The sequence below is a fragment of the Mycobacterium sp. genome, assembly GCF_965277065.1.
GTDB lineage: Bacteria > Actinomycetota > Actinomycetes > Mycobacteriales > Mycobacteriaceae > Mycobacterium.
Genome location: NZ_CBDIBT010000018.1, coordinates 464,824 through 486,035, shown reverse-complemented (window position 1 = coordinate 486,035; position 21,212 = coordinate 464,824). Strand labels below are relative to the sequence as shown.

16 protein-coding genes and 1 tRNA gene are annotated in these 21,212 nt (G+C 66.8%); 6 read left to right on the top strand and 11 right to left on the bottom strand.

Going from position 1 to position 21,212, the window contains the following annotated elements; genetic code table 11:
• Window positions 1-164 precede the first annotated feature (164 nt).
• Together ACQY5A_RS13805 and ACQY5A_RS13800 are read left to right on the top strand one after the other, a co-directional pair.
• The gene (locus ACQY5A_RS13805) at window positions 165-1,547 is read left to right on the top strand and encodes a PPE family protein, SVP subgroup (RefSeq protein ID WP_428340904.1); all 1,383 of its coding nucleotides are present in this window, start codon (window positions 165-167) and stop codon (window positions 1,545-1,547) included.
• A gap of 56 nt (window positions 1,548-1,603) precedes the next feature.
• Window positions 1,604-2,995 (top strand): PPE family protein, SVP subgroup, encoded by a 1,392-nt coding sequence (locus ACQY5A_RS13800; protein WP_428340903.1) that lies wholly within the window; start codon window positions 1,604-1,606, stop codon window positions 2,993-2,995.
• 1 nt (window position 2,996) lies between these two features.
• Here the strand turns inward: ACQY5A_RS13800 and ACQY5A_RS13795 are convergent, their stop codons facing one another.
• From ACQY5A_RS13795 to ACQY5A_RS13760, 8 genes are all read right to left on the bottom strand, one after another.
• Complete coding sequence (locus tag ACQY5A_RS13795) at window positions 2,997-3,938, bottom strand: exopolyphosphatase (protein WP_428340902.1); 942 nt, start codon at window positions 3,936-3,938, stop codon at window positions 2,997-2,999.
• Window positions 3,938-4,429 (bottom strand): DUF501 domain-containing protein, encoded by a 492-nt coding sequence (locus tag ACQY5A_RS13790; RefSeq protein ID WP_428340901.1) that lies wholly within the window; start codon window positions 4,427-4,429, stop codon window positions 3,938-3,940. Before ACQY5A_RS13790 ends, ACQY5A_RS13795 begins: the two co-directional genes overlap by 1 nt.
• Window positions 4,422-5,084: an FtsB family cell division protein gene (locus ACQY5A_RS13785; RefSeq protein WP_428340900.1), complete on the bottom strand. Its 663-nt coding sequence runs from the start codon at window positions 5,082-5,084 to the stop codon at window positions 4,422-4,424. The genes ACQY5A_RS13790 and ACQY5A_RS13785 overlap by 8 nt, the downstream gene beginning before the upstream one ends.
• 19 nt (window positions 5,085-5,103) lie before the next feature.
• Window positions 5,104-6,384, bottom strand: a complete 1,281-nt coding sequence (gene eno, locus ACQY5A_RS13780; RefSeq protein WP_428340899.1) for a phosphopyruvate hydratase — start codon at window positions 6,382-6,384, stop codon at window positions 5,104-5,106.
• Window positions 6,385-6,469: 85 nt separating this feature from the next.
• Window positions 6,470-7,201 (bottom strand): lytic transglycosylase domain-containing protein, encoded by a 732-nt coding sequence (locus ACQY5A_RS13775; protein ID WP_428340898.1) that lies wholly within the window; start codon window positions 7,199-7,201, stop codon window positions 6,470-6,472.
• Between the two features lie 222 nt (window positions 7,202-7,423).
• Window positions 7,424-8,440: a nucleoside triphosphate pyrophosphohydrolase gene (locus tag ACQY5A_RS13770; RefSeq protein ID WP_428340897.1), complete on the bottom strand. Its 1,017-nt coding sequence runs from the start codon at window positions 8,438-8,440 to the stop codon at window positions 7,424-7,426.
• Between the two features lie 28 nt (window positions 8,441-8,468).
• Window positions 8,469-12,107: a transcription-repair coupling factor gene (mfd, locus tag ACQY5A_RS13765; protein WP_428340896.1), complete on the bottom strand. Its 3,639-nt coding sequence runs from the start codon at window positions 12,105-12,107 to the stop codon at window positions 8,469-8,471.
• A 97-nt stretch (window positions 12,108-12,204) separates the two neighbouring features.
• On the bottom strand, window positions 12,205-12,798 hold the full coding sequence (locus tag ACQY5A_RS13760; RefSeq protein WP_428341511.1) for a TetR/AcrR family transcriptional regulator: 594 nt from the start codon (window positions 12,796-12,798) through the stop codon (window positions 12,205-12,207).
• A gap of 138 nt (window positions 12,799-12,936) precedes the next feature.
• On the opposite strand from ACQY5A_RS13760, the gene ACQY5A_RS13755 reads away from it, so the two are divergent.
• The 3 genes from ACQY5A_RS13755 to ACQY5A_RS13745 all read left to right on the top strand — a co-directional run bounded on the left by ACQY5A_RS13755 (window position 12,937) and on the right by ACQY5A_RS13745 (window position 14,458).
• A tRNA-Gln gene (locus ACQY5A_RS13755) sits at window positions 12,937-13,008 on the top strand.
• Between the two features lie 521 nt (window positions 13,009-13,529).
• Entirely contained in the window at window positions 13,530-13,703 is a 174-nt protein-coding gene (locus ACQY5A_RS13750; RefSeq protein WP_428340895.1) for a hypothetical protein, read from the top strand.
• 5 nt (window positions 13,704-13,708) lie between these two features.
• A complete protein-coding gene (locus tag ACQY5A_RS13745) occupies window positions 13,709-14,458 on the top strand; it encodes a hypothetical protein (RefSeq protein WP_428340894.1) in 750 nt (249 codons plus the stop codon).
• Here ACQY5A_RS13745 and ACQY5A_RS13740 read toward each other — a convergent pair whose 3' ends face one another.
• Window positions 14,459-16,309, bottom strand: coding sequence for a putative bifunctional diguanylate cyclase/phosphodiesterase (locus tag ACQY5A_RS13740; RefSeq protein WP_428340893.1), 1,851 nt, complete (start codon window positions 16,307-16,309; stop codon window positions 14,459-14,461). It lies immediately after the preceding gene.
• Window positions 16,310-16,335: 26 nt separating this feature from the next.
• Window positions 16,336-18,480 carry an Rv1355c family protein gene (locus ACQY5A_RS13735; RefSeq protein WP_428341510.1) on the bottom strand — a complete coding sequence of 715 codons (2,145 nt, stop codon included), beginning with the start codon at window positions 18,478-18,480 and terminating at the stop codon, window positions 16,336-16,338.
• Between the two features lie 172 nt (window positions 18,481-18,652).
• Between ACQY5A_RS13735 and ACQY5A_RS13730 the strand changes: the two genes are divergently transcribed.
• Window positions 18,653-20,509 (top strand): putative bifunctional diguanylate cyclase/phosphodiesterase, encoded by a 1,857-nt coding sequence (locus tag ACQY5A_RS13730; protein ID WP_428340892.1) that lies wholly within the window; start codon window positions 18,653-18,655, stop codon window positions 20,507-20,509.
• Window positions 20,510-20,514: 5 nt separating this feature from the next.
• On the opposite strand, the gene ACQY5A_RS13725 is transcribed toward ACQY5A_RS13730, so the two are convergent.
• Window positions 20,515-21,165 (bottom strand): DUF6875 domain-containing protein, encoded by a 651-nt coding sequence (locus ACQY5A_RS13725; RefSeq protein ID WP_428340891.1) that lies wholly within the window; start codon window positions 21,163-21,165, stop codon window positions 20,515-20,517.
• Window positions 21,166-21,212 lie beyond the last annotated feature (47 nt).

The window sequence follows — 21,212 nt, the reverse complement described above, 5'->3', positions numbered from 1 at the left end:
GCCCGATGCCTTCCATGACTATTTCCGCCCCGGCTGACGACGCGCCGGGTGGAGGACCGACGAAATTCGCGGCCCGTGCCACCATTCATTCAACGGTCATCGGCTCGGCTACGGCCGGGTTCGGGGCCGGCTCGACCGCGGTGAATTAGAGGGGTCGGCGAGCAATGGATTTCGGGAATTACCCACCGGAGATCAACTCCGCCCGCATGTACGCCGGCCCCGGGGCGACACCCCTGGTGGTTGCCGCGGAAGCCTGGGAATCGCTCGCCGGCGAACTGCAGTCGGTGGCGAGCTCATTTCAATCGGTGGTCTCGGGATTGACGGCCGGCCCGTGGCTGGGTCCGGCCTCGGCGTCGATGAGTGCGGCGGCTGCGTCGTACGCGGCGTGGCTGCGGGCCACCGCCGCGCAAGCCGAGCAAACCGGTGCGCAGGCCAAGTCCGCGGCCGCCGCCTACCAGGCCGCGTTCACGGCGACGGTCCCACCGCCGATGGTCGCCGCCAACCGCGCCCTGCTGTTGACCCTGATCGCCACCAACCTGTTCGGTAGGAACACCCAGGCGATCGCGGCAAACGAGGCGCAGTACGGCGAGATGTGGGCTCAGGACACGGCCGCAATGTACGGCTACGCGGCCTCGTCGGCCGCCGCGACGCAGCTGACGCCGTTCAGCCCGCCCCAGCAGAACACGAACCCGAGCGGTTCGGCCAATCAGGCTGCCGCGGTCGGCCAGGCCGCCGGCTCCGCCGCCGGCAACGCACAGAGCACCATCCAACAGGCTTTCTCCGCAGTCCCGGCCGCGCTGTCGGCCGCCGCCGCGGCACCCGCCGCCACCGACCCGCTGAGCACGCTCGCCAACCTGATCTCCGTTTTCGTCGACCTGCCGGCGGGTTTGGCGACATTCGCCGCCGACATTCCGCTCGGCAGCCTGGGGGTCGTGGCGCTTCCCTTCGACGTCGTCGGCGCGTTGACCGGTACCCACACCGACAAGATCGTCAGTGGCTGGAACGGGGAGCAGACCTGGCCGGGCGAAGGGCCCGCGCCTGTCAAGCCATTCCCGGCGCCACTACTGAACTTGCCGCCGGGCTCCGTGCCATCGGCCAGGTTGGCGGCTGGTCTTGGGGAGGCGGACTCCGTCGGCGGGTTGTCGGTACCGCCGGCCTGGACCGTCGCCACGCCCGCGGTACGCCCGACCGCGGTGACATTGCCGGCGCTGCCGGCAGCCGCGGTCACCGGCGAATCGATGTCGGGCGCCTCGGGCGGCGCGTTGAGCGAAATGGCGCTGGCGGGGATGGCGGGCCGGGCGATGGCCGGGACGGTCGGCGCTGGCGTCAGCAAGACCGCCGGCGCCGCGGCGCGCCGCCGCAGCGCGACGCCAAACACCAAGGACCGCAAGACAACTGGCAGCGACGACGATGCCAAGAAGTCCAAGTCGCGGACCGTGGTCACCGGTGTGGCGGCCGAGCTGCGTGAGTTCAGCAAGCTTCGCGACGAAGGAATTCTGACCGACCAGGAATACACCGAGCAGAAGAACCGTCTGCTTGGCCGCTGAAACGCCCACCGCCGCCTGGCGGATACATCGGTTATTCGGAAAAGGGATGCGCAGCAATGGATTTCGGTTTCTATCCGCCGGAGATCAACTCCGGCCGGATGTATTCCGGTCCAGGATCGGGGCCGATGCTGGCCGCTGCACAGGCCTGGGTAGCGTTGGCCGACGAGCTGTACACCGCAGCGGCGGGCTACCAGTCGGTGGTGTCGGAGCTGACGCCGGCGTGGTCGGGTCCGTCGTCAGCGTCGATGAGCGCCGCGGCCGCATCGTATGTCGAATGGCTGAGCGCCACCGCCGCACAGGCTGAGCAATCCGCGACCCAAGCGCAAGCCGCGGCCGCCGCTTACGAGACGGCATTCGCCATGACGGTGCCGCCGCCGGTGATCGCCGCCAACCGTAGTCTGCTGGCGGCGCTGGTGGCGACCAACTTCTTCGGGCAGAACACGCCGGCGATCGCGGCCACCGAAATCCAGTACGCCGAGATGTGGGCCCAGGACGCCGTGGCGATGTACGGCTATGCGGCCGCCTCGGCGTCAGCGACCACACTGTCGCCATTCACGCAGCCGCAGCAGAACACCGATCCCGCATCGCCGGCGAGCCAGGCCGCCGCGGCCGGCCAGGCTGCCAACACCACCGCCGGCAACGCGCAAGGCGCAATTTCATCTGCAGAGCAGGCCTTTTCGGCGGTGCCTAATGCGCTGCAGAGCATGGCGACTTCGGACTCGGCCGCGACTGGATCGGCGGCCACCGATCCGTTGACTACGTTGAGCAACCTGGTTACGATTTTCATCTCCGTCCCTTCCGATCTTGCCTTGTTCGGAGCTGTTCTGCCGCAGGGCATCGCGGGGTCCTTGATAGACCTTCCCTACGCCGTCGTGGATTCGGAGACAGGTCAGCACACCGACCGGATCGTCAGCAGCTGGAACGGCGAAGACCCCTTCTTCAGGCCGAACGGCTTCCCCTCCAACGACTTCCCGGCGACCCTCACCGGCTCCGGCGCAGCATCGACGGCAGCGAGCGTGGGTGAGGCGAACACAATCGGGGCGCTGTCGGTGCCACGGGGCTGGACGGTCACCGCACCCGAGGTGCGCCCGACCGCCTTCGCAACGCCGCTTGCCGACGCGAACGCCGCGGCCGCACCGGCTGGGGAAGCGGGTGTGGCAAACACGTTCAACCAGATGGGAATTGGCGGAATGTCGGGGCAGGCCATGGCCGGTTCGCCGTCCACAGGAGCGGTCGCGGAGGACAGCAGGCCGATGCGGCTGACCGGGCGCGCCGCGGAGGCTCCGGTTGACGACGACACCGAAGGCTCGCCCGCGCCGCGGACCGTGATGACGGGCGTTGCGGCCGCGATCCGCGACATCGCCAAGCAGCGCGCCGACGGACGACTGAGCGAGCAGGAATACGCCGAGCAGAAGAAGCAGCTGCTGCAGATCTCGTTCGGGCAGTAGGTCAGTCGACGAGGGACAGCGCAATGCCGTCCAGGATGTCGTGCTCGCTGACCGTCAACTCCTGGATGCCGGCCCGCTCCCGAAGCGCGTACGCCAGTTCCTCGATCACGATCGCGCCGCCACCGATCACGTCGACCCGCCCCTCGTGCATGGGCCCCAAGGTGGCCCGCTGGGCCCGCGGCATGGCGATCAGCCCGTCGCAGACGGCGAGCAGCCGGTCCACTCCGACTCGCGAAAGATGAATGGCCGCAGAGTCGTACGTCGGCATGTCGTGGGCAAGGGCGGCGACCGTCGTCATGGTGCCCGCCACGCCGACCCAGGTGCGGGCCTGCTCGACCGGCACTACGCGCAGCGCCTCGCCCAGCCGCTCCCGGACGACCTCGCGTGCCGCGGCGACTTCGGCGACGGTCGGCGGGTCGGAGTGCAGGCACCGCTCGGTCAACCGCACGCAGCCGATGTCGGCCGAGAAACTTGCCGTCACCGTGTCGGTGCCGAGCACCACCTCGGTCGACCCGCCGCCCAAGTCGACGATGACGAATGGTCCTGCCGCGGGATCCAATTCGTTGACCGCGCCGCGAAACGACAGGTCAGCCTCCTCGACGCCGGTGATCACCTCGGCGACGGCGCCGTCCGCCACGTCGCCGAGCACCTCGGCCGTCATCGCGAAAAAGACATCACGATTGCCGGCGTCTCGGGTGGCCGACGTCGCGACCATCCGGATCCGGTGGACACCATGAGCGCTGCACAGTTTCGCGTAGTCGACCAGCGCAGAACGCGTGCGCTGCAACGCCTCCGGGGCGAATTGCCCAGTGGCGTCCACCCCCTGACCGAGCCGGACGATGCGCATCTCGCGGTGCACGTCGGTCAGTTGCCCGCCGGACGCGTCTGCGATCAGCAGTCGAATCGAGTTGGTGCCGCAGTCAATTGCGGCCAGTCGGCCCATTAGATCCAGTCTCCCGGTGTCAGGATCCCGGCCATCGACGGCTCGGCGGCCAGGACCCACAGCGCGTGGTCGCCGAACGGGTTGACGCCCCGGCCCTTGGCCAGCGAATGCGCGATCACCACGTGCAGGCACTTGACCCGGCCCGGCATGCCGCCGCCGGAGAAGGTCGTGCCCAGCGGCTCGATGGCGTCCCGCTCGGCCAGGTAGGACTCGTGGGCCCGCCGGTAGGCAGCGGCCAGCTCGGGATCGGACTGCAGCCGCTCGGTCATCTCTCGCATCATCCCGGTCGTCTCGAGCCGGCTCGCTGCGGCGGTCAGGATCGGATGCGTCAGGTAGTACAACGTCGGAAACGGCGTTCCGTCAGGCAGTTTCGGCGACGTCTTCACCACGGCCGGCTCACCGTTCGGGCACCGGTAGGCGATGTCGAGCACTCCACGCGGCTCGCGGCCGAGCTGGCGGGCCACCGCCTCGAGGTCGGCGAGATCAACCACCGGGCGACAGCGGGTTCGGCGGCCCAAGACCGGGCGGCGGGGGGCTGGGCGACGCGGGTGGCGGCGGCGCCGCCGGGCCGTGCGGGCTGTCGGCGATGGTATGCCACAGCGAGGTGTACCAGGGATCGCCGCTGGGCGCGGCCTTCGGCTGCGCATCCGGGTCGGGGGGCAACGCCGCCCCCGGCGGAAGTTGGACCTGATACGGGATCTCACCCGGCATGACGAACCCGAGACGCTCGCGGGCCTGCGCGGCGATGAATGCGGGGTCACCGAGCTTGCCCTTCTGCTGCTCGAGATCGGTGATCTGGTGGCGCAGCGCGGCTTCGGAGGCAGCCAGTTGTTTCATCTCGGTGCGTTGGGCGAAATAGGTGCGGACCGGACCTGCGATGGTCAGCGTCAGGACGCAGATGACCGAGGCCAGGATCGCGGCCCGTCGGGCGGTCAGGCCGAGCCGCTGATCGGAGCGCTGCTCAGCGGACTCGGCGATCGCCTGTTTGATCGGTTCGACGACCTCGGGCATCGCCCGCGTCGACGCTGTCGGCCCGCGCTTGGCTGCGGTCGACTTACGCGGGCGGCCGGCTACTGAATCGCCGGCCCGACCCGGACGCGGCGCCGGTGAGCGCCGCTTCGGTTCCGGCCGTTTCGATTCGGGCATCAGCGGTGCCTTTCTCCGCCTACGGCGTGTACCGGGGGAACGCGAGGTCCCCGGCGTAGCGGGCGGCGTCACCGAGGGCTTCTTCAATGCGCAACAGCTGGTTGTACTTCGCCACCCGCTCGCTGCGGGCCGGGGCGCCGGTCTTGATCTGCCCGCTGCCCACCGCCACTGCCAGGTCGGCGATCGTGGTGTCTTCGGTCTCGCCGCTGCGGTGGCTCATCATCGTCCGGTAGCCGCTGTGGTGCGCTAGCGCGACCGCGTCGAGGGTCTCGGTGAGCGTGCCGATCTGGTTGACCTTGACCAGCAACGCATTTGCCGCGCCCTTGTCGATGCCCTCTTCCAGCCGTTCGGGATTGGTGACGAACAGGTCGTCGCCGACGATCTGCACCCGGTCACCGATGGCGGTCGTCAGCGACACCCAGCCGTCCCAATCATCTTCCGACAGTGGGTCTTCGATGGACACCAGCGGGTAGGAGTCGAGCAGTTCGGCGTAGAACTGCGTCATCTCGTCGGCGGTGCGGGTCTTCTTCTCGAACTGGTATCCGGTTCCGTCGGTGTGGAACTCGGTCGCCGCGACGTCGAGCGCCAGCGCGACGTCCGCGCCGAGCTTGAATCCGGTGGACTCGATGGCCTGACTGATCACATCGAGCGCGGCCCTGGTTCCCGCCATGTCGGGCGCGAAGCCGCCCTCGTCGCCGAGTCCGGTGGACAGGCCCTGCTTCTTCAACGCCGACTTCAGCGCGTGGTAGACCTCGGCGCCCCAGCGCAGAGCCTCGTAAAAACTCGGGGCGCCGATCGGGGCGACCATGAACTCCTGGACGTCGACGGCGGTGTCGGCGTGCGCGCCGCCGTTGAGAATGTTCATCATCGGCACCGGCAGGATGTGCGCATTGGGCCCGCCCAGGTAACGGAACAGCGGCAGCTCGGCCGAGTCGGCAGCGGCCTTGGCCACCGCCAGGGAGACGCCGAGGATGGCGTTGGCGCCCAGCCGGGACTTGTCCGGGGTGCCGTCGAGGTCCAGCAGGGCTTGGTCGACCAGCCGCTGGTCGTCAGCGTTGAGACCGATCACCGCGGGAGCGATTTCGTCGAGCACAGCTTGGACGGCCTTCTTGACGCCCTTGCCGCCATACCGGTCGCCGCCATCGCGCAACTCGACGGCCTCGTGCTCGCCGGTCGACGCGCCGGAGGGCACCGCGGCCCGCGCGAACGTCCCGTCGATCAGGGCCACTTCGACCTCGACCGTCGGGTTGCCGCGGGAATCGAGGATTTCGCGGGCCCCGACCTGCTCGATAATCGGCACTGCTTCTCCTTTGCGTCGTGAGGGTTACAGACGTGCGGGATTTCTTTCCCGGATCTCCTACCAGCCCCCGTAGCCTAAAGCCTGCTCAGAGGGAGTGCCCTGCGGCATAGGCGGTAGCCCAGTCCCGAACGGCGCGGGCGTAGACGTCGGAGTCGTTGTAGGCCCACAGCGCCGTGATCCAGCCGCGCGCGGTGGCGAGGTCCTTGCCGCGCCAGCACAAATAGCCCGCCGCGGACAACGCAGCATCGTCGATGTTGTCGACGTCGATCCTGCCGTCGTTGTTGGCGTCGACGCCGTACTCACGCCACGTCTCGGGAATGAACTGCATCGGCCCCATCGCCCGCACGGTGTCCGGCTCGCCGTCCATCCCGCCCGCTTCGCTGTCGATGATGCGCATGGTGCCGTTGGTTCCGTCCAGCACGACACCCCGGATCGGCGGGCGCACGTCACCGTTTCCGAACAGCGTCGCGTGGTGATAGGTGCCGTGATGGCTTTCCACCTGTCCGATGCCGGCCAGCGTCGTCCAGGCGATATGGCAGTTCCGGTTCTCCACCTCAGCGACCCGCGCGGCGTAACCGTAGGCCTCCAGCGCGGTCACCGGAATGTGCAGTGCCGGTGCGAGCGCGGCGGCCCAAGTGTGCAGCTGGCCGGCCGGCCGGCCGTTGGCGTAGGTGTCGACCGGCGGCACGATGGCACCGGCCGGTGGCGGAACGCCCTTGGGAATGTAGGGGCCAAGCTGCCAGCTACAGCTTGATGCCAACAGCAGCGACGTTGCGCCTACGACGGCCAACGCGCGCAGCCAACGGACCCGCGACACAGAACTCCCCTAAACATGACGTCGGACACCATGGTCCCACGCGATTCCGTTGTCTCACCCGAAGCGGGCCTCCTGGGACCGTCACTACCTGCCTGAGCAGCAACGATGACGTTGCGCCGAGCTGCATGTAACCGGGCGCGTTCGCTGCCGTGGGCGTGTCGAATATCACCGCGTCACCGCGTGTTGTCGCCCGCGTCAATGCGAAGTCAGCACCGGCCGCACCTAGGCGGCCGGCGGATCGGCCTCGTCAGGCCCTGGATCGTCGGGCGCCGCACCGTCGCGCGCTGGGTCGGGTTCGGGTTCCGGCCCGTCCGCCGGCCAGCACGCGCGCCACTCGTCTTCGGTGATCGAACCGACCGGGGCGACGTCCAATTCCACCGCAACATCCGCCGAGCGGCGCTCGGCAGCGACCGCCTTTTCGACTCCGCGCACCGTGTCCATGAATTCCAGTACCGCTGTCCGTAAGAAGTCTTCGGCGTCGGTATCGGCTGTTACCGTGATCGACGTGACGGCCGCCGGAATCAGATCCGACGGCAGGCCGGCACGGGTGACCCGCTGAATGACCTTGTGCGCCAAAGCCAAAGCCGGCTGACCGGTCGGCACGTTGTCCACCACCGAGTTGCGCGGGTTCTCCGCAGCCTTACGCTCTTCCCACTGAGCCAACTGCTCGTCCAGCGAAATAGATTCTCCGGCAAGGACTCCCGGAGCCCGGTTGCCGAGTTTGCGGAGCAACGCCTCGGCGACATCGTCGATGGCGAAGGGATGGCTCGGTGCGTCCTCGGCGATGCGCGCGTGAAACAGCACCTGCAGCAACACATCGCCGAGCTCATCGCGCAGCGAATCGGCGTCGCCACTGCGGACCGCGTCGAACAGCTCATAGGTCTCCTCCAGGAGGAAACGGCGCAGCGAGTCGTGGGTCTGCTCGCTCTCCCAGGGCCCGGCGGTCCGCAGCTTGTCCATCATCGCGACGGCGTCCACCAACCGCTCCCCCGGCTGTCGACCGGGCGCGGCAATCAGCCGCTCGCCGGCGGACAACCGGGCCGTTACCGACGGGTGGTCGGGGTCCGAGGACAACAACACCGGGGCGTCCCCGCCGGTGTGCGCCGGGCGCGCCGCCGGCAGCGACCACGGCACGGCGACGGGCATCTCTTCGGTGTACTGCACTTCTCCGGAGAGCAACTCGATGGCTTCCACCGGAACCAGCGAGGGCCGACGCGGGTCAACCAGGATGACTGTCACAGGCACCCCTCCTCACTACCGGCGAACGTCATTGTGCGCGCCGCTCGGTCCCCGCGGCCGATTCTCCTGGTTTACCGACCAGCGCCGCCACCAATTCGGTGACCATGTGCACCAGTTCCAGGTCGCGGATCCGCGGTGCGCCGACGCCGCCGGCCCGCGGAATCGGGACCTGCACCGCCGAGGCCGTAGCGCGGTAACGCGCGCCCGGGTACCGGCGGGCCAGCCGCACCTGCGCGGAATCGGGCAGATCCAGCGGCGAGACCCGCAGCGTCGCCGCAGAAGCCGCCGACACCTCGGTGATGCCCGCGGCACGGCAGACCAGACGAAGTCGCGCCACCGCCACCAGCAGCTCGGCGGTTTCGGGCAGCGCGCCGTAGCGGTCGATCAGCTCCTCGATGACGGCATCGATATCACCGTCGCTGCTCGCTGCGGCCAGCCGCCGATATCCCTCGAGCCGCAACCGGTCGCTCGGGATGTAGTCCGGCGGCAGATGCGCATCCACCGGCAGGTCGATCCGGACGTCCTTGGGCTCCTCGGCGCTGAGCACGGTCTCGCCGTCGGCCGCGGCGCGATACGCCTCGACCGCCTCGCCGACCAGCCGGACATAGAGGTCGAAGCCCACCCCGGCGACGTGACCGGACTGCTCGGCGCCCAACACGTTGCCGGCGCCGCGGATCTCCAAGTCCTTCATCGCCACGGCCATGCCGGCGCCCAGGTCGTTGTTCTGCGCAATGGTCGCCAGCCGGTCGTAGGCGGTTTCGGTCAGCGGCGCGTGCTGCGGATACAAGAAGTAGGCGTAACCACGCTCCCGGCTGCGGCCGACCCGGCCACGCAGCTGGTGCAGCTGGGACAGCCCGAAGGTGTCGGCCCGCTCGACGATCAGCGTGTTCGCGTTGGAGATGTCCAACCCGGTCTCGACGATCGTGGTGCAGACCAGGATGTCGAACTCGCCGTTCCAGAATCCCTCGACGGTGGTCTCCAGCTGTTCCTCGGGCATCTGCCCGTGCGCGACCGCAACTTTGGCTTCCGGCACCAGCTCACGTACCCGCGCCGCCGCCGCGTCGATGGAGCTGACCCGGTTGTGCACGTAGAAGGCCTGCCCGTCGCGCAGCAGCTCCCGTCGCAGCGCCGCGGCGATCTGCTTGTCGTCCTGCGCACCGATGTAGGTCAGCACCGGGTAGCGCTCCTCGGGCGGCGTCAGGATCGTCGACATCTCGCGGATGCCGGCCAGGCTCATCTCCAGGGTGCGGGGGATCGGGGTGGCGCTCATCGTCAGGACGTCGACATGGGTGCGCAGCGACTTGATGTGCTCCTTGTGCTCGACGCCGAAGCGCTGCTCTTCGTCGACGACCACCAGGCCGAGGTCCTTCCACCGCACCCCGGTCTGCAGCAGTCGGTGCGTGCCGATCACGATGTCGACGTTGCCTTCGGCCATCCCGTCGAGCACGGCCCGTGATTCGGCGCCCTCGGTGAATCGCGACAGGCTCTTGATCCGGACCGGGAAACCGGCCATCCGGGCGGTGAACGTCTGGAAGTGCTGGTCGGCCAGCAGCGTGGTGGGCACCAGCACGGCGACCTGCTTGCCGTCCTGGACGGCTTTGAACGCCGCGCGGACCGCGATCTCGGTCTTGCCGTAGCCGACGTCACCACAGATCACCCGGTCCATCGGCACCGGCTTTTCCATGTCGGACTTGACCTCGGTGATGGCGGTGAGCTGGTCGACGGTCTCGGTGAAGCCGAACGCGTCCTCCATCTCGGCCTGCCACGGGGTGTCCGGGCCGAACGCGTAGCCGGCGCTGGCCTGCCGCTTGGCGTACAGCGCCACCAGCTCGCCGGCGATCTCCCGAACCGCTTTGCGCGCTTTGGTTTTGGTGTTGGTCCAGTCGCTGCCGCCGAGCCGGCTCAGCGTCGCCGCCTGCCCGCCGACATAGCGGGAGAGCTGATCCAGCGAATCCATCGGCACGTAGAGTTTGTCGGTTTGGTTCTGCCCCCGCTTGCTCGAGGCGTACTCCAGCACCAGGTACTCGCGACGCGCACCGCCGACGGTGCGCTCGGTCATCTCCACGAACCGGCCGATGCCGTGCTGGTCGTGCACCACCAGGTCGCCCGCGGTCAGCGCCAGCGGGTCGACGGTGTTGCGGCGCTTGGCGGCCAGCCGTTTGCCGTCGGTGGCGGTCATCCGGTTGCCGGTCAGATCGGTCTCGGTGATGATCACCAGGTTTGCGCCGGGAAAGACCACGCCGTCGTGCAACGGGCCTTTGAGCACGCCGACGACGCCGGGTTTGGGCTCGGCTCCCGGCTCCAACATCGCTGCCGGCGTGTCGGATTCGGCGAGCTGCTCGACGACGCGATGCGCGGTTCCGGTGCCCGGTGCGACGACGGCGGCTGACCCGCCGGTCGCCACGTGCGCGCGCAGCATCGCGAAGAGTGCCTCGACACCGGCGACGGCGCTCTGCCGGTCGCGCACCGACGGAGCCGCCCGGATGTCCAGTTCGATTGCCGACCCGTCGGACAGCTGGGACAGCGTCCACCACGGATGCCCGGACTGGCGCGCGGCGTCGCGCACCTCTCCGAATTCGCGAAAGCCGGATCCGCCGAGGTCCTCGACGTCGATCGGCGAATCACCACCCACGGCGGCCACCGACCATGACGCATCGAGGAATTCGCGGCCGGTCTTGATCAGGTCGCCCGCCCGGGTTCGCACCTTTTCCGGGTCGCAGACCAGCACCGGCGTGCCGTCGGGGAGTTGATCGGTCAACAGGGCCAGTTCGTCGGGCCGCAACACCGGTAGCAACGCCTCCATGCCGTCGACCGGGATGCCTTCGGCGAGCTTGGCCAGCATGTCGCCGACGCCGCCGGTGACGCCATGCTCGGGCACCGGCTGATGACCGGCCAGCTCGGCCGCCCGCGTCCGCACGTCGTCGGTCAGCAACAGCTCCCGGCATGCGACCGCGACAACGGAGTCAACGCCGATCTCGGTGATCGACCGCTGATCGGCCACCGAGAACATCCGCATCTCGCCGACCTCGTCGCCCCAGAACTCGACACGCACCGGATGCTCGGCGGTCGGCGCAAAAACGTCGAGAATGCCACCGCGGACCGCGAATTCGCCGCGCCGCCCGACCATGTCCACCCGGCTGTAGGCCAGCTCGACCAGCCGGGTGATGACGTCTTCGAAGGCCAGCTCATCGCCGACGGTCAGCGTGAGGGGTTCGGCCTGACCCAGTCGCGAGGCCATCGGCTGCAGCAGCGAGCGGACCGCGGTGACCACCACCTGCAGCCGCGGGCCGAGCCGGGCGTCTTGCGGATGCGACAGCCGACGCAGCAGCATCATCCGGGCGCCGACGGTGTCTACACCGGGCGAGAGCCGCTCGTGCGGGAGCGTCTCCCAGGACGGGAACATCGCCACCGCGTCGCCCAGCACGCCGCGCAATTCAGTCGACAGGTCGTCCGCTTCTCGACCGGTCGCGGTGACGACTAGCAGCGGCCCCTGCCGAGCCAGCGCGCTGGCGACGAACAGGCGCGCGCTGGCCGGTCCGACCAGTGCCAATTCCCCGGGTCGATCGGCCGCCAGGTCGATGAGCCGTTGCAGTGTCGGCGTGCGTAGCGCCGACTCCACTAGTCCCGAGATCGGGGTGGTCACAGAGTCCTGCCCCGGTGCGGTCATGATGCCGCCATTGTATGGGTTACCACCTCGTCAATATTGACCCAGCACGTCAACGATCCCTAACGGCATGGCTTTTGGAGAACAGCAGACGTTGTGTCTATTCGCCCTGCAGGTGTGGGTCGGCTTCCAGATGGGTCAGGCCGTTCCACATCAGGTTGACCAAGTGGGCGGCCACCACTTCCTTCTTGGGCTCCCGGGTGTCCAGCCACCACTGAGCGGTCATCGACACCGACCCGACCAGCGCCTGCGCGTACAGCGGCGCGAGCTCGGAGTCCAATCCCCGGCGGGCGAAGTCGCCGGCCAGGATCGAGCTGACCTGGTTGACGGCGTCGTTGAGCAAGCTGGAATAGGTGCCTGAGCTGATCGCTGCCGGAGAGTCGCGGATCATGATCCGGAATCCGTCGGTGTGTTCCTCGACATAGGTCAGCAGAGCGAGAGCGACCGTCTCCACCCGCACCCGGGACCGGTTGTTGGTCAGCGACGAGGTGATGCGGTCCAGCAGCGACGACATCTCCCGGTCCACGACGACCGCGTAGAGCCCTTCTTTGCCGCCGAAATGCTCGTAAACAACGGGCTTGGAGACGTTGGCGCGGAGGGCGATCTCCTCGATAGAGGTGCCTTCGTAGCCCCGTTCGGCGAACAGCGACCGCGCGATGTCGATCAGTTGATGGCGACGCTCGCTCCCGGTCATTCTGGTGCGGGGCGCCTTGGTTTCCTTATCCGGCGCGGCCACGCCTAACAGGTTATCCCCCGAAGTGCCGGCTGCAGTCCGCGATCGGCCCGCACGGTCGTCTACAGTGGACGCGGTCTTCCCCGCTGGTCGAAGCGATCCGTCGTGGTGTAATCGGCAGCACTTCTGATTTTGGTTCAGACAGTTCAGGTTCGAGTCCTGGCGACGGAGCTCCGCCCCCGCGACCGCCCACAACAGCCGGACATGCTGCGGCGGCGCCATGCGGTCACGCCCTCGACACCGAATCGACACGTTTCTTGGCTCTTCCTGAGTGAATTTCGGAATTTGGGCCAGTTTCCGCTCAGGTTTGTCGATTGAGCGCACTCCACGTCGTTTTATCGGCAATTCAAGAATCGCCTTCGGCGTGTTTTCGGCGTCAATTGAGTTACTCAACAGTATTTGTTCGAATCGACCTCGGACAGCGCATTGGGGTGGCCGCGCAGGCCGCCGCGCAACCAAACCGATACACGGCGTTGCAGGTCAAGGGGTAAAAAATGTAGTATCGTCCAACCGGCTAGACCTCACGCCGGCATTCCGATGTTTTGCCAAGTTGGCCTGTTCAATAATTGAATATTGTCATCATCGAGTTTGTTGAGTACGCGGTTCATAAAGAAGCCTCAACTCATTCTAAAAGCACTAAAAGTGCCACGAAACAAACTGGAAGTTGGCCCCTCGCGAGGGAAGGGTCGCAGATGACCACTGTTTCGCTGGATCGCACATCGGCTGCGAAGTTCACTCCTGAGAGCTTCAGCTGGGGTGGCTGCCACATCTACTACACGCGGGCGATTGCCCGGCCAAGGATCGGCGGCGGGCTGTCGCAGAATTTTGTGGCGGGCGCATGCCGCCGCGGCAGCCGGGCGGGGTGACACCGATGTCGGTTCTACCGTTCAACGCCCACCATGCCGACGAGTTCACCCTCCGCGAAAGTCTGGAGTGGTACGACCCTGACATCGACTGCACCCTGGTGGTCTCCACCCCCGCAGCTGATCGGACGTTGTGGTCGGAGTACGCAACCGGCGCGCTTCGCAACTACCGCAAGCACGGCGTCGAGTGCGCCCTGGACACGGAGGCGCTGCGCAGCGGGTCTGACACGGCCATGTTTTTCGCCGTCGTCGACGAGGCCGGCCGGACCGTCGCAGGCTTGCGGGCGATCGGACCACTGCGGTCGGCCGAGGATTCGCATGCGCTCGTCGAATGGGCGGGTCAGCCCAGTCAGCAGATGGTGCGCAACACGATCAGCGACCGGGTACCGTTCGGCGTCCTCGAGATGAAATCGGCGTGGGCAACTGACGATCCAGATCGCAGCCATCGCATCACCGAGGCCATGGCCCGTAGTGCATTCCACATGATGGCGCTGCTGGAAAATCAGTTCTGCATGGCCACCGCGGCGGCGTACGCGCTGAACCGCTGGCGCTCGTCAGGCGGAGTGGTGTCACCGATCCCCGCGACGCCGTACCCGAGCGAGCGTTACCAGACCAAGATGATGTGGTGGGATCGTCACGATTTCGTCAATCACGCTAAACCAGAACAGGTTTCCAAGATCTTGATGGAAACCCAGTTATTGACGCGGCGGTTCTGCCCGCAATCCGGGGGCAGCGTGCGAGCGTCGACAGCTACCTGATCACGGCTCGTCTCGGTCGAAGTCGAACGGCACGTAGCGCTGGGCCAAAAGCGCTTCCATCGCATCGGCCTCCAGCGGACGAGACAGCAGAAAGCCTTGCGCGCGATGACAATCGAAGTCGAGCAGCATGCGCGCCGCGGCAGCGGTCTCGACTCCTTCGGCAACAACTTCCAGGTTGAAGGCGTCAGCCAAGGACATGATCGAGCGCACAATCGCCTGATCGCCTTCGTCGGTGCCGAGCTCTCGAACGAAGCCGCGATCGATCTTGAGCGTGTCGACGGGCAAGGATTTCAGGTACGCCAGCGCACTGTAACCGGTTCCGAAATCGTCAATGGCGATTTGCACTCCGATGTCTTTGAGTCCGGCAAGTGTTTTGAGGGTGGCGTCGATATCTTGAACGACAACGCCTTCGGTGATCTCCAGGCACACGGTGTTCGCGGCCAGGCCAAAGTCCTCGAGCGTGGCGGCGACCAGGTCGACCGTTCCCTCGGCGACCAGCTGCACCGGGGACACGTTCACGCGGATCACAGCGTGCTCTCCCACGCCGTGCGAGCGCCAGATGCTGAATTGCTCGAAAGCCGAACGCATCACGAGGCGCCCGAGCCGACCGGCAAGGTTGATCGACTCGACCACGCTGATGAATGAGTCGGGCATCATCAGACCCCGAGTCGGATGCTGCCATCGGACCAGGGCTTCGGCGCCGAGCACCTCGCCGGTCCGCATATCGAACTCGGGAAGGTAGTGCAGCACCAGGGCTCCGCTCCCGCTGTCGATGGTGCCTTCCATTTGCAGCTCGATGTCGTTGCGAATTGCGTACCTGTCCGACAACTCCGGGCTGAATCGGGCAACCCTGCGGCCGCCCGAACCCTTCGCCGACAGCAGCGCCTGGTCCGCTCGACGGAGCAACACCGACGTACTGTCGACTCCGGGCTCACCGATGGCAACTCCGACACTGACTGTGCGGCTGACCTTTTCACGGTCGACCTCAACCTGCTGACCGAGTCCGAATTGCACACGCTGCGCGAAGAGTTCGGCATCGTCGATGTCGATCGGAACCGTTGGCACGATCACAAACTCGTCGCCGCCCAATCTGGCGACGGCGGAAGGGATGTCGGCGGAATCTCGCAGCAGCCCGGCAAACGCCCTGATGTAACGATCACCGGCATCTTGGCCGAGGTGATCGTTGATCACCTTGAGGCGGTCGACGTCGATCTGCAGCACCGCGACCGGGCCCGGCTGCCCGTCGGCCAGCCGCTGATCGAGGTGTGCGAGAAGCGCGCGCCGATTCAGCAAGCCGGTCAGGTCATCGTGGTCGGCCAGGTACTGCAACTGCTCTTCGGCGGTGAGGCGGGCCTGCAGTTGGGCAAACAACGTGGCGATCGCCTGCAGGGCGTTCAGCTCGTTCGGCAGCCACTCGCGGTCGCCGAACTTGACGAAGAGAAGCGTGCCGGTGGTGAGTTCTCCGGACAGCAACGGTACGGCCGCAAGCGAGGTTTGCGGTATGCCGGTTCCCGCCTCGATACCGCGCTGGTAGTCGGAGTTCTCCGGCTCGGGGCGGAGAACGTATGGCTCCGTGTAGTTTTCGATCAGCGCGAAAACCGAGTCGGCCTCCGCGAAATACACCACGCCGAGCGGATCGGGATCGGGGACATCCCAGCGTGGCGGCCACGAAGAAATGAGGATGGTGGCGCGGATCTTGTGGTCGGTGTGACGCAGCGCGGCGAAGTCGACGCTGAAGTGATCGGCCAGCTCGTGCAGGACCCGCTCACTGATCGCGACATGGTTTGCTGCGGTGGCAGCCATCAGGGCGGCAGCCGCCCCGGTAACCAGGTCTTCTAGCCCGCCGGACATGTAATTACGGTAGCCCCTTGTCTGGCCTACCGTAAATTAACGCGCCCGAGATCTCGCAGGCTGCGCACCGTTGCGGGTTCACTGACGGCGAATCGCAGCACCAGGGCGACAGCATCCCCGGCCCCGATCCCGACAAGTGCGCCGAACTCCTCCTGCAGGGCAGCCAACTCGTCGCCAAAGGCCGTCGACACGCGATCAAGATCCTCAACGCAGCGCGCATACAGAAATATCGGCGACATCGGCTGGACGGCGAGCCCGCCCTGCTGCGCGATGATCCAGACGGCCTCGGCCGCTGAACCACCTCGCGCGTAGTCGATCAGCGATCCGCCCGGCACCGAAATGACGGCCAGCGCAGAGCTCGCCGCCACTTGTCGGCGAGTGCCTTCGCCCAACGCCGATCCGGCGTTCCACCGGGCCAGGTGGTCCATCACCTCGGGGCGCCGCAAGATGTCGACCACCGCGAGCTCGCCGGGCGCGAATTCCAGGCTCCGGACGTCGATGCCGGTGTCCGGCAGCGGATCGCCCGGCCAGCGCAGTTCCGCGATCATCTCCGAGTGCAGTGTCGGCGTCAGATAGCGGGCGCGGTCGGACGCGGCGATGATGGTCGCCGCCCTGGCGATCTCTTCGGATTCGGTCAGCACATGCAGCCGGGCGCCTTCGCGTTCTGCCGCGGCGTGCAGGAACCGGATGGTGTCTTCGGCAACTGGCCGCGCAGTTCCCAAGCGGCGGTTGGCTTCTCGGCGCAGCATCACGTCGTACAGTGCGGCCAGGTCGGGGTCACCGGCATCGCCGAGGTGCAGCGTCGCGTAGAGCGGCACGTCGTCAGCCTCGGTGAAAGTGGTGGGGCCCAGCACCTGATGCGCCGCAGCGGCGACCTTGGCATTGAAGACCGCCGCTCCGAGCGCTACGGCGCTGGCCCGGTACCCGACGTCCAGCGTCGACGAGTGTTCGGGGATCAGCCGGATCGTGATGACGTCCGGGCCGGCCTCGATGTGCCAGGGCTGCGCGTTGGAGGCCGACGGCGCCCGAATCGCCGCGGCGGCAATGGCGCCCGTGACTCCCGGCCACGCCGGCTCTGCGTATTCGGGCAGCACCGCGTCAAGTTCCTCCGGCAACTCCGGCTCGTCGAGCCGGTCGAGCGCGCCGCTGACGTCGAGTCGGATCCGCCCCGACGGCAGGTGTTCGCCGAGTCCGATCCGGCGCACGGACTCGGCAATCACCGGTGCTCCCGCGGCCACGTCGCCGGAGACCTGCGGCCACGTCGACAAGGTGCGATCAACCTCCAGCAACGACGCCGCGCCGCGCGCCGACAAATGTTGGGCCTCAAGGAAACGCAGCAGGGAAGGGACCTTCTCGCCGATGGTCATACGCGCCAGCGATGCGGGGTCCAGATTGCCGAGCAGCCCGTGCAGAATCGGCCGCTGCGGGTCGAGGTCAAACCGCTCCACGTCGATGAGCCCGCGGTCGCTTGTCGCCATCAGCACCGGGATTTCCCTCGCCCTGGCCTGCTCGCGCACGATCGCCTTCATGTCCAACGAATCGCATTCGTCGACCACGACATCGAGTCCATCGAGAAATTCGTCGGTGGTGTCCAGCGTCAGACCCGAATCGAAGATCCGCACCAGCAGATATGGGTCGAGTTCGGCGATTCTTCGGGCGACCACCTCGGCCTTGTTCAGTCCGATGTCGAAGACTGTCGCCGGGACCCGATTGAGATTGCTCAGCTCGAGTTGATCGAAATCGGCCAGCCGGAGTTCACCGCACAAGCCCTGCGCCGCGAGCGTGTGCGCGATGACATGGCCGGCGCTCAACCCGACGACGCCGATCCGCAGCGCGCCAAGTCGCGCCTGCTCGTCCGCGGTGACCATGTTTCGGTTGCGATCCAGCCGCACGGCCCGATACCCCCGAGGACCCAGGATCGCCACCACCGCCCTCCGCCAGGGGTAGTACACCCACCGGGGATGTTCGTCCAGAAGCTCGGCGTCGGGCGGTGGCAGCAGTCCGCGCAACTCCGCCAGCTGCGCTTCGCGATGATCGATGACGTCGATGGCGGGATCGGAGCGCAGCCTTTTCAGTTCCGTGGTGTGGGCGGCGTCCTCGGCGTCGAGAACAGATGCCGTGAATGCTGCGATGATCGTCTCCTTCGAAGGTCGGGGAGCAAATGCGGGCAGAGTTGGCGATGTGATGTAGCCGTCGCTTCTGCGTCTTCCGCTTCAGCTCGTTAAATGTACTATTCAATAACTGAACTAAATCCCAATACTGATGCGCCAATTCGGCAGTGACTAACAGTTTCCGAATGTACGGCGAACGGCGACGGCATCCGTGCCCAGATCGGAGGACACCATGCCGGCCGATCTCGCCCTCATCACTTCCATCGCCAATCAGCTGCTGGAAGCCAACGCGTCGACTGCCACCCAGGCCAGCGAACAGGTGCTGGCACAGCTCGTCGAACATTTTGGCCTGCAGTACGCCTTCCTGCGGTACAGCGACCACAACCTCCGCGCGTCGGTGCTGGCAGCCGAGTGGCCACCGCGATCCGATGTCGCCGATCCCGACCCGTTCGTCGTCGTCTCCTTTACCAGCGACCACCCGGCGCTGGCCGTGTGCGCCAACGGCAAGGAACTCGTGACGGTGCGCCACACCTTCGACGGCGCGTCATCTTTTCCCGTGTTCGCGTGCGGCCGCCGGAGCGGACCGCTGGTGGGCGCCGCACCGCTGGTCGCGGGCAACCTCACCACCGGAGCGCTCGGATTCGTCAAGCGCCGCGGCCGGAGGTGGAAGGCGGAGGCAAAGGACACCTTGACAACGGTGGCCTCCTTGTTCGCGCAATTCCAGGCGCGGGTGTCGGCCGAAGAACTGCTTCGCCATCTCGCCGACCATGACGATCTGACCGGGCTGCGCAACCGTCGAGCGCTCCTCGCCCATCTTGCGGACCGTCTCGCGCCGCAACAGCCTGGCCCGGTCGCGGTGCTCTACATCGATCTCGACCGATTGAAGGCGATCAACGACGCGCTCGGGCACGCCGCCGGCGACTGGTACATCCGCGGTTTCGCCGATCGCCTGACCTCCTGCGTCGGCCGCCGGGGCATGGTTGCCCGGCTGGGTGGCGACGAGTTCGTCGTCGTTCCGGACCAGCCGATGACGGCCCAGGCCGCGGAGCTGTTTGGCGACCGGATTCGGAAGACGTTGTACGACCGCCTGACGATCGGAAACCAGACCGTCGCCCGGACCGTGAGCATCGGCGTGGCCGCCGGCACGCCGGGCCGCGACAGCGGCACCGGCCTGCTGCGCCGCGCCGACGAAGCCGTCCTGGCAGCCAAACGCGCCGGCCGCAACCAGATCGCGGTGGCCAGCGACAACTCGCTCAGGCGGCTGTTTCGTCACGACGTCCGGGGACATCTGCAGGGCGACGCCGCCAGCGACGCACTGCTGCTGCACTACCTGCCCGAGGTCGACCTGTGGACCGGTGCGATCGTGGCCACCGAGGCGCTGGTGCGTTGGCGGCACCCGGCCCGCGGCCTGCTGCTGCCGGATTCGTTCATCGGAGTGGCCGAGTCGATGAACCTCGTCGGCGACCTGGACCGGTGGGTGCTGCGAACCGCGTGTGCGGAGTTCAGCGGATGGCGCTCGCGCGGCGTGGGTCAGGGCACCACGTTGCGAGTCAACGTCTCCCCCCTGCAGTTGACCAGCCCGGGATTCGTCGGGATGGTCGCGGAAACGATCACGGAGTTCGCCATGGACGACGGTTCGTTGTGCCTGGAGATCACCGAGCGCGCAGTGGTCAACGACATGGAAAGCACGACGCGCACGCTGACTGAGCTCAAAGACCTCGGCGTGCAGTCTTCCATCGACGACTTCGGCACCGGCTACGCCGTTCTGTCGCATCTCAAGGCCCTGCCCGTCGATGCGCTGAAGATCGACCCGCGGTTCGTGCGCAACCTGGGCCACAACGTCAACGATCTGGCGATCGTGCGCGCGATCATCGGCCTCGCCGATGCGTTCAAACTCGAACTTATCGCCGAAGGTGTCGAAACCCCTGCCGCGGCAAAGGCATTGATGCACCACGGCTGCCACCGGGCGCAGGGCTACCTGTTTTCGAGGCCGGTTGCCGGCGACGCCTTGGAGGCGTTGCTGGCTGCACGCCGGATGCCGATGCCGTTTCTCACTGACAACGAGGCCCTGACGCGCGCCGTGGTCTAGCCGCGTCAAACTGCTTCCGGCCGGCAAACTTTTTGACGACCGCCAAGCGAATTCGCGACGAAGGTGCCGGACGCGAACCGCGAGAGATACGCAGCCATCCACTGCTCGTTTCCACAGAGGAACGGGTAGTCGGAGACCACCATGTTGCGCACGGCGAGCATCGGCAATGGTGCGTTCAACGGTTGGAAGTTCGGGTTGTGCAGCCCGCCCTGCTGATGGCCAGGGTAAAACTGTCCGATCATTAGCCCGCGCTGCACGAACGCAGTCTTGCTCTGGCGCTGAACGGCATCCAGCTGTCCGAAGTCCGTCAACTCGGGAAAGACCATAAGGACCGCTTTGTAATTCGAATCCGGGCCGTCTGCCGGAGACAGTCCCGGAAATGCCGCCGCGATCTTCACGAGTAGACCGATCAAACTGTCGGTGTCGAAGTGGTCCCCGCGTAAGAAAGCCGCTCGGAGTAGATCTTTTTTGATGGTGGTTTCCATGAACGGGCAGATGGCACCCCCGCGCCCGAGATTCGGGTGAGACTTGCTAAGCCATTTCTCGGCCCAGCATTGCATCATCTCGAACTCCCGCTCCGATCCCGGAGGAGGCGCAGGGTCGGCGAACGTCAGCTCCACTGGGAGGCCGACGCCGCCCCGACATTGTTCATTCATGCGGCCACCTACTCCAGTCCTCTCGGCGCGAGCGTCACCGAAGTCAT

Bases quoted from the DNA above. Each gene is read 5' to 3' on its own strand.
- ACQY5A_RS13805 (WP_428340904.1), top strand. From the start codon at position 165: ATGGATTTCGGGAATTACCCACCGGAGATCAACTCCGCCCGCATGTAC.
- ACQY5A_RS13800 (WP_428340903.1), top strand. From the start codon at position 1,604: ATGGATTTCGGTTTCTATCCGCCGGAGATCAACTCCGGCCGGATGTAT.
- ACQY5A_RS13795 (WP_428340902.1), bottom strand. From the start codon at position 3,938: ATGGGCCGACTGGCCGCAATTGACTGCGGCACCAACTCGATTCGACTG.
- ACQY5A_RS13785 (WP_428340900.1), bottom strand. From the start codon at position 5,084: ATGCCCGAATCGAAACGGCCGGAACCGAAGCGGCGCTCACCGGCGCCG.
- mfd (WP_428340896.1), bottom strand. From the start codon at position 12,107: ATGACCGCACCGGGGCAGGACTCTGTGACCACCCCGATCTCGGGACTA.
- ACQY5A_RS13760 (WP_428341511.1), bottom strand. From the start codon at position 12,798: ATGACCGGGAGCGAGCGTCGCCATCAACTGATCGACATCGCGCGGTCG.
- ACQY5A_RS13750 (WP_428340895.1), top strand. From the start codon at position 13,530: ATGACCACTGTTTCGCTGGATCGCACATCGGCTGCGAAGTTCACTCCT.
- ACQY5A_RS13745 (WP_428340894.1), top strand. From the start codon at position 13,709: ATGTCGGTTCTACCGTTCAACGCCCACCATGCCGACGAGTTCACCCTC.
- ACQY5A_RS13740 (WP_428340893.1), bottom strand. From the start codon at position 16,309: ATGTCCGGCGGGCTAGAAGACCTGGTTACCGGGGCGGCTGCCGCCCTG.
- ACQY5A_RS13730 (WP_428340892.1), top strand. From the start codon at position 18,653: ATGCCGGCCGATCTCGCCCTCATCACTTCCATCGCCAATCAGCTGCTG.
- ACQY5A_RS13725 (WP_428340891.1), bottom strand. From the start codon at position 21,165: ATGAATGAACAATGTCGGGGCGGCGTCGGCCTCCCAGTGGAGCTGACG.